This window comes from Amycolatopsis taiwanensis DSM 45107, assembly GCF_000519205.1.
Taxonomy (GTDB): domain Bacteria; phylum Actinomycetota; class Actinomycetes; order Mycobacteriales; family Pseudonocardiaceae; genus Amycolatopsis_E; species Amycolatopsis_E taiwanensis.
The window spans coordinates 1-6,702 of sequence record NZ_JAFB01000069.1; the positions used below are offsets into that span (position 1 = coordinate 1).

The 6,702-nt window shown below is 62.6% G+C and carries 7 protein-coding genes; 4 read left to right on the top strand and 3 right to left on the bottom strand.

Annotated features, from left to right (window positions below; all coding sequences use genetic code 11):
• Window positions 1-225, top strand: a 225-nt coding sequence (locus A3CU_RS0134600) for a transposase (RefSeq protein WP_027946084.1), incomplete at its 5' end; no start/stop codon positions are given.
• A 45-nt stretch (window positions 226-270) separates the two neighbouring features.
• Window positions 271-2,514 carry an FxSxx-COOH system tetratricopeptide repeat protein gene (gene fxsT, locus A3CU_RS48235; RefSeq protein WP_156960721.1) on the top strand — a complete coding sequence of 748 codons (2,244 nt, stop codon included), beginning with the start codon at window positions 271-273 and terminating at the stop codon, window positions 2,512-2,514.
• 227 nt (window positions 2,515-2,741) lie between these two features.
• Here fxsT and A3CU_RS51825 read toward each other — a convergent pair whose 3' ends face one another.
• The 3 genes from A3CU_RS51825 to A3CU_RS53060 all read right to left on the bottom strand — a co-directional run bounded on the left by A3CU_RS51825 (window position 2,742) and on the right by A3CU_RS53060 (window position 4,432).
• Window positions 2,742-3,350 (bottom strand): tyrosine-type recombinase/integrase, encoded by a 609-nt coding sequence (locus tag A3CU_RS51825; RefSeq protein WP_342668950.1) that lies wholly within the window; start codon window positions 3,348-3,350, stop codon window positions 2,742-2,744.
• Window positions 3,351-3,611: 261 nt separating this feature from the next.
• Window positions 3,612-3,851 carry a hypothetical protein gene (locus tag A3CU_RS0134615; protein WP_156960722.1) on the bottom strand — a complete coding sequence of 80 codons (240 nt, stop codon included), beginning with the start codon at window positions 3,849-3,851 and terminating at the stop codon, window positions 3,612-3,614.
• Between the two features lie 263 nt (window positions 3,852-4,114).
• The gene (locus tag A3CU_RS53060; protein ID WP_211246598.1) at window positions 4,115-4,432 is read right to left on the bottom strand and encodes a hypothetical protein; all 318 of its coding nucleotides are present in this window, start codon (window positions 4,430-4,432) and stop codon (window positions 4,115-4,117) included.
• 588 nt (window positions 4,433-5,020) lie between these two features.
• Here A3CU_RS53060 and A3CU_RS0134625 point away from each other — a divergent pair.
• Window positions 5,021-5,770: a hypothetical protein gene (locus tag A3CU_RS0134625; protein WP_156960724.1), complete on the top strand. Its 750-nt coding sequence runs from the start codon at window positions 5,021-5,023 to the stop codon at window positions 5,768-5,770.
• A gap of 713 nt (window positions 5,771-6,483) precedes the next feature.
• Window positions 6,484-6,702, top strand: a 219-nt coding sequence (locus tag A3CU_RS0134630; protein WP_027945928.1) for a transposase, incomplete at its 3' end; no start/stop codon positions are given.

Here is a 6,702-nt window from a genome sequence, read left to right on the forward strand (position 1 = left end):
ATCGTGTACACCACAAATGCGATCGAGTCCATCAATTTCCAGCTCCGCAAAATCACCAAAAACCGCGGCCATTTCCCCGACAAAGACGCCGCGATGAAGATTCTCTACCTCGGACTGCGCAACATTTCCAGCCGTCGCGGAGGCACGTCTGGCACAGGAACCCACGGATGGAAAGTGGCGTTGAACACACTCGCTCGAATCTTCCCGAACCGGCTCCCATTCTGATAAGCTACAAACGTTAGTAAGTCACCTCCGACTTACACAAAAATCGTGACAGGCTCCTCGCGCCGCTTCCTTGCCGCCCTAGCGGCTACCCCGAAACAGTGGCTGGTCGTGCTTGACGACCTACACAGCCCTGGCGACGTGCACGGTCTGTGGCCACCGCATACCGCAACCGGCAAGGTGGTCGCGACCACCCGGCGCCGTGATGCGGCACTGATCGGTGATCGACGCCGCATGGTAGCGATCGGAGTGTTCACCCCGGCCGAGTCGCAGTCCTACCTGACCGACAAGCTCGCGGACCATCCCCGCCTGATAGACGGGGCTGGGGAGTTGGCCGAGGACCTAGGCCATTTACCGCTGGCATTGGCGCAGGCCGCCGCATACTTGATCGACGAAGATCTGACCTGCCACGAGTACCGGTCGTTGGTCGCCGACCGGCGCCGCCGGCTTCCCGAGTTGCTGCCGGAACCCGGGGCGCTGCCTGATGACCACCGTGAAACCGTGACCGCGACCTTGTCCCTGTCGATCGATGCCGCCGACAGGATGCGCCCGGCTGGTCTGGCGCCCCGTGTTCTGGAGGTGGCCGCCGTCCTGGATCCCAGCGGCATCCCCGCCGCGGTCTTTACCAGCCCTGCGGTTCTCGCTCACCTGGCCAACGTCCTCGCCCGTGACATCACGGCTGACGAAGTACGTACTGCCCTGCGATGTCTGCACCGCTTGAACCTGGCCACCGTCGATTTCAACGAGCCAAACCGTGCGGTACGGGTGCACGCGCTCGTCCAACGTGCCACCCGCGAACAACTCAACGAAATCAACCTCGGAACGGTCGCGCGGGCCGCCGGGGACGCATTATTGGAAGCATGGCCTGACATCCAACGCGACAGCGACCTCGCACAGGTCCTGCGCACCAACACCGACACCCTCCACACCATTACCACAACACACCTGTGGGAACCCGACCCACACAGTGTGTTGTTTCGTGCTGGACGCAGCCTCGGCGAAAGCGGCCAGGTCGCCGCCGCGCAGTCCCACTTTCAACAACTACACACCCTTGCCACTGAGCGCATCGGCCCCGACCACATCGACACGCTAGGCACCCGCAACAATCTGGCGTCGTGGCGTGGCGAGGCTGGGGATGTGGCTGGAGCAGTCGCGGAGTTCGAACAACTGCTTGCTGATGTGTTGCGGCTGCTAGGGCCAAACCACTCTCTCACCCTCGCGACCCGCGGCAATCTGGCCTCCTCTCGCGGTCAGGCTGGGGATGTGGCTGGGGCCGTGAAAGAGTTTGAACGGTTGCTTGCCGATCAGCTGCGGGTGCTGGGTTCGGAGCACCCTGACACCTTGCTTACGCGCAGCAATCTGGCGTCGTGGCGTAATGACGCTGGGGATGTGGCTGGAGCAATCGCGGAGTTCGAACAACTGCTTGCTGACCGACTGCGGGTGTTGGGGTCGGAGCACCCTGACACCCTCATGACCCGCGGCAATCTGGCGTCGTGGCGTGGCGGGGCTGGGGATGTGGCTGGGGCCGTGAAAGAGTTTGAACGGTTGCTTGCTGACCGACTGCGGGTGCTGGGTTCGGAGCACCCTGACACCTTGCTTACGCGCAGCAATCTGGCGTCGTGGCGTAATGACGCTGGGGATGTGGCTGGAGCAATCGCGGAGTTCGAACGGGTGCTTGCTGACCGACTGCGGGTGCTGGGTCCGGAGCACCCTGACACCCTCGCGACCCGCAACAATCTGGCCTCTGCCCGTGGCGAAGCTGGGGATGTGGCTGGAGCAATCGCGGAGTTCGAACAACTGCTTGCTGACCGACTGCGGGTGTTGGGGTCGGAGCACCCTGACACCCTCATGACCCGCAACAATCTGGCGTCGTGGCGTACCGGGGTTGGGGATGCGGCTGGAGCAGTCGCGGAGTTCGAACAACTGCTTGCTGACGTGTTGCGGGTGCTGGGGCCAAACCACCCCCTCACCCTCACGACCCGCGGTAATTTGGCCTATGTCCGTGGCGAGGCTGGGGATGTGACTGGGGCCGTGAAAGAGTTCGAACGCTTGCTTGCCGATCAACTGCGGGTGTTGGGGTCGGAGCACCCTGACACCCTCGCGACCCGCAACAATCTGGCTTCGTGGCGTGGCGAGGCTGGGGATGTGGCTGGAGCAATCGCGGAGTTGGAACAGTTGCTTGCCGATCAGCTGCGGGTGTTGGGAGCGACCCACCCCAGTAGCCTCCGCACGCGCCGTAACCTCGACCACTGGTGGAAAGCAGTTGAGCGGGAAGTTACGTCGGAGGATTGATCATCCAGTCACGGGCGGAACACAACCACTCGTGATCCATCCACTGCGCGCTCCCGCGCGTATTCAGGCTGTGCCGATGCGCTCATCACCGCTTGTCTGGGCATATCTTCCCTCGTCGAGACTGTGGTGGAGCCTGACAAACGGCCTGACAATCGTCCTGCATGACTGCAAACGTTCGTGGACGTCTGGGGACAGCAAAGCAGCAGGCGACAGGGCGTTGGGCAAGATCACGGAGTTGCGATCTTGGCCTGATAACGAAGAGGTCGGAGGTTCAAGTCCTCCTGGGCCCACCCAAGGTCAGGGCCGGTCCCCCAAGCAAGGGAAACCGGCCCTGGGACTCTAACTGGGACACTAAGCCGCTTCGTTGTCTTCTGGTCCATTGCTTCGGCGCTGTGTTCCACAATCGGCCTCAGTTGGTGGCGGTAGACCTTCTCCGTGACTGTGGTGCCGTTGTGGCCCATGAGGCGAGAGATCTGCTCGATGGGCATGCCGTTGTCGGAGAGCAAGGACACGAAGCTGTGCCGTAGCTTGCGCGGCGTCCAGTCCTGCTTTCTCGACGACCTTCCGGAACACGCGCCGGACGTTGGCCGCGTCCAGTTCGGTCCCGACCGCCGACGAGAACACAAGGCCGGTTTCTTGCCGCCGGTCCCCGGCAAGCCGTCGCGCAAACGCCTGCTTTGTTCGGTGAGCCTTGAGTGCCTCGACGCACCGTTGGGGCAGAGCGAGCGACCGGCGAGACTTCTTGGTCTTTGTCTCGCCGTCCTCCCGTACCGAGTGCCACACCATGACGTGCGGCGCCGGAGGATTCGCGTCTCGGTTCGCATGTGGTCGGCCATGGCGTATCCGACGACTTTTTTGGAGAAGCAGTCCAGGACGGTCGCAAGATACAACCAGCCTCCCCCGGTACGAAGTGGGGTGGCCGGGGAGGATCTCACTCCCCGGCTCCCACAGAACGGAACGTGACAGTCTCCCGTCATTCCGCTCTTACCATCCAGTTGGCAGAAGACCGATGGTCCAACGCCAGTGCGCGAATAGCCCCGGTGCTCCGGTCGGGACCCCGCCGGGGTGTCGACCGGAGCCCAGCGGTGGTCAGGGTGTTAGAGGCTGGCGCACCGGCCGCTGCGGGTGCCGGTGACAGTGTTGGGCGGGCCGTCGTTGGTCGGCGGCGTGTTGTCCCAGCACGCGAGATTGCCGAAGATGCGGTTGGCCTCGATCTCGGTGGCCGGGGCGTCTTCCAGGGGCACAGCGAGGGTGGTGGTCTTGTTGTTCACCGTCACCAGACCCAAGACCTGGTTGCCGTCCAGTTTGACAAACCCGGTGTTGGCGCTGATGGTCACCGACCCGCGCACCGTCGTCAGTCTCTTCATCTCCGGTCACGCAACTACGAAATGAGATCGGCATAACTCTTAGGTCTGAGTCTTCCCGGATTACACCGTCGTGGAACCAGGCCAAGTCGCCATGCCGACGCATCAACACAAGGCAATAAACTCAGACCAGACTTTCGTGCGGGCACATGCTTCCGGGGCAGAAAAAGCTACCCCAGCGTCCGTCGGATGGATGAGTGCCACCAGCCCTGCCGGCCCAGTAAAAATGGGCCAGATTAGCGGTTGTTGACAAAATTCACTGTCTTTACATCCGATGGTTTATCACTGTCGTTGCCGGTGAATTTTATCGTGACCTTCTTGCCTTCCGGAATGTTGTAGCCATTACTGGCACTCTTTGTTGCACAATGTGAAGTCTGTATGGTGTAAATGGACGCCCCTCCATCCCAGGAAATTGAGGCAAAAGCGGGATACCCGTTATTCTTGGTATCGCAGAGTTTGACCACGTCTCCGTGCTTTTCGACCTGGAGCCTCGCACCTGGATTCGTCCAAGTGTAATCCGCGGCCGAGGCGGTACCTGTGGCGGTCAGCGTCATGGTCGTGACTCCGGCAAGTACACCCGCGGCGGACAGCGCCTTTCGGAACCTCATTGCCTGCATCTCCTGCAATTATAGACATAAAATACTGCCACTTTGCCGGCAGTTGGAGTGCAAACCTTAGCATATCGTTCAACAATCCTGCAAGAGTATCGATCGACAAGTGAGCCAATCTCCAAAGTGCGACGCCAACTCGCGCTCATCGACCAGCGGGTCCTCCCAGCACGTGCAGGGATGGTCTGGGTTCTAGTCGCGGCTCGCGCCGTCTGCCCACAAAACGGTCACCGCCAGCCCGCGCTCACGAGCGGCGTTCACGACGTCGGCGGTTCCGCCGTAGCCGCGTGCTGGTTTGCCGTCTCACGCGATCAGTTCGTCAGCTTGGTCCAGCGTGCGCACACTGGCATCCATGTGCGCCGCAGAGTTGAACTTCACGTGGTCCAGTCGAATAACCTCGCTCGCCTTGGCGAGGCTCATAGGTGACCCCTGATCGCCTCGGCAAGAGCGGGCAGCACGACCGTGGCAGTCGGGTCCTACGCGAGGATCACCGGCCGTGGTGTCAAGCAGCCGGGGTGGACTTCCCCGCGCTGGGTGGGCTCGCTGATCAGCGCCCGTTCATGGTCGACGCCGTGTGTTCCTGTTGTTGCCGGGGCCGAGCCGGTGCAGACGGGCGTGTGGTATGTGCCGGGCCTGCACTGGCTGCCGTTCGACGCGTCGGTCGAGGGGCCGGAGGGACGCTGCTGGATCTCTGACCGTGCTCTGCGCGAAGCGGCGGCGGACGCAGGGCTCAGCTGCCCTCCCGCGCTCGGGCACGGCGCGCTGAACAAGCTCCAGGAACTGCCGTGTGCCTTCCCCACAAGAGTTCCAGCCCTCTTCGGGCTGCCCGAACTGGTGGACAATCTCGCCGAGGGCTACGTCCTTAAACCGGCCGGCGAATGGCCGGAAGCGGATTCGGCAAACGTAGACATGCGTCCCGTGGTCAAGGTGAAGCAAAAGTCTTTCGCGGAGGACGAGCGGTTCGACGGCGCACGTCCCTACCTGCCACCATTGCCGGGAGCGGCCGGAGTTCCGGCCTGGCTCCTGGCCCATGCCTCGGCACTCCTCACCCCCGCTCGCGCGGCCGCAGTGGTCAGCAAGCTGGGCCCCCGCAGTCCGGTAGATGCCGTGGCCGAGGAGATCACCCGGGATATTTCGGAAGAGCTCGCCGAAGCGCTGGGAGGCATGGAGGACGCACTCCTACACCCGCTGGTACGAGCACTTCTACCTGGAGCACACTCCCTGGCAGTGTTCGACGCCAAGGACCGCCGGCCGTTCCGAACAGGCAGAGAAAGCACACGGTGACGACAGCCAAGGAGTCGCTTCAGGGAATGGCACGGCGAGCGAAAGGCATCAGTCAGGTGTAGCTGGTCGGCCCCAGTTGGATGCGTGCCCGCCTTCTACCTCCTACCTCAGGTCACCCGGCGTCCTCGGGAGTATTCGTCAGCGCGCACGTAGCTCTGTCGACGTGAGACAGCAAGGACAGCGGTGACCGCCGCGGCGATCATTCCGGGTGCAGTGCTGGCGTCAACGTCCACGAAGCACTGATCGCCGCCGCAACCCCTGTCGGACCTACCTTCTAGTGCCTCGTCTTGCAATGTTGATCATGTAGTTGGGTTGCGTGTTTGGCGGGCTGGCGATGGTGGTGTTCTGTTCGGTGTGGTTGTGGTGGGTGGGTGCTGGCGAGGAATCGAGAATTCACTGTCCCGAACCGGGAACTCGGCGTTCTGAACCGGGGACACGCCCGGTGGGTGACCCCCGGAACCCGGGCGAGTCCCGGGTTCCGGCACGCGAGTTCCCGGTTCAAGCCCGCGAGTTCCGGGTTCAGGCACGCGAGTTCCCGGTTCGGGGGGCCGAATTCTCTGCCAAGACTGGCGGTCTGAGTTCATGGGCACCTGACCCACGCACGATTACGGAACAACCATCCTTGACACGGCACTAGTAGTGCTTTGTTAGGTGTGTCGTTGTGGCTGGTCGGGGCGTTGCTGTGATCTCCTTTGCGGGTGCTTCCGGAGGAAATGGACGAGGTTCGTCCGGTGATCGAGGAGTTTGCTGCGCGGATGTTCGGTGGGTTCGCGCGGCGTGACCAGCGGGCGAAGGGGCAGCTGTATCTGCGCGGGCTGATGCTGGAGGGCAAGCGCAAGTCGATGCAGCCGATGGCCGAGCGGCTCGGGGTCGATCACCAGCAGTTGCAGCAGTTCGTCACCACCTCGACCTGGGATCACGTCGAGGTCCGG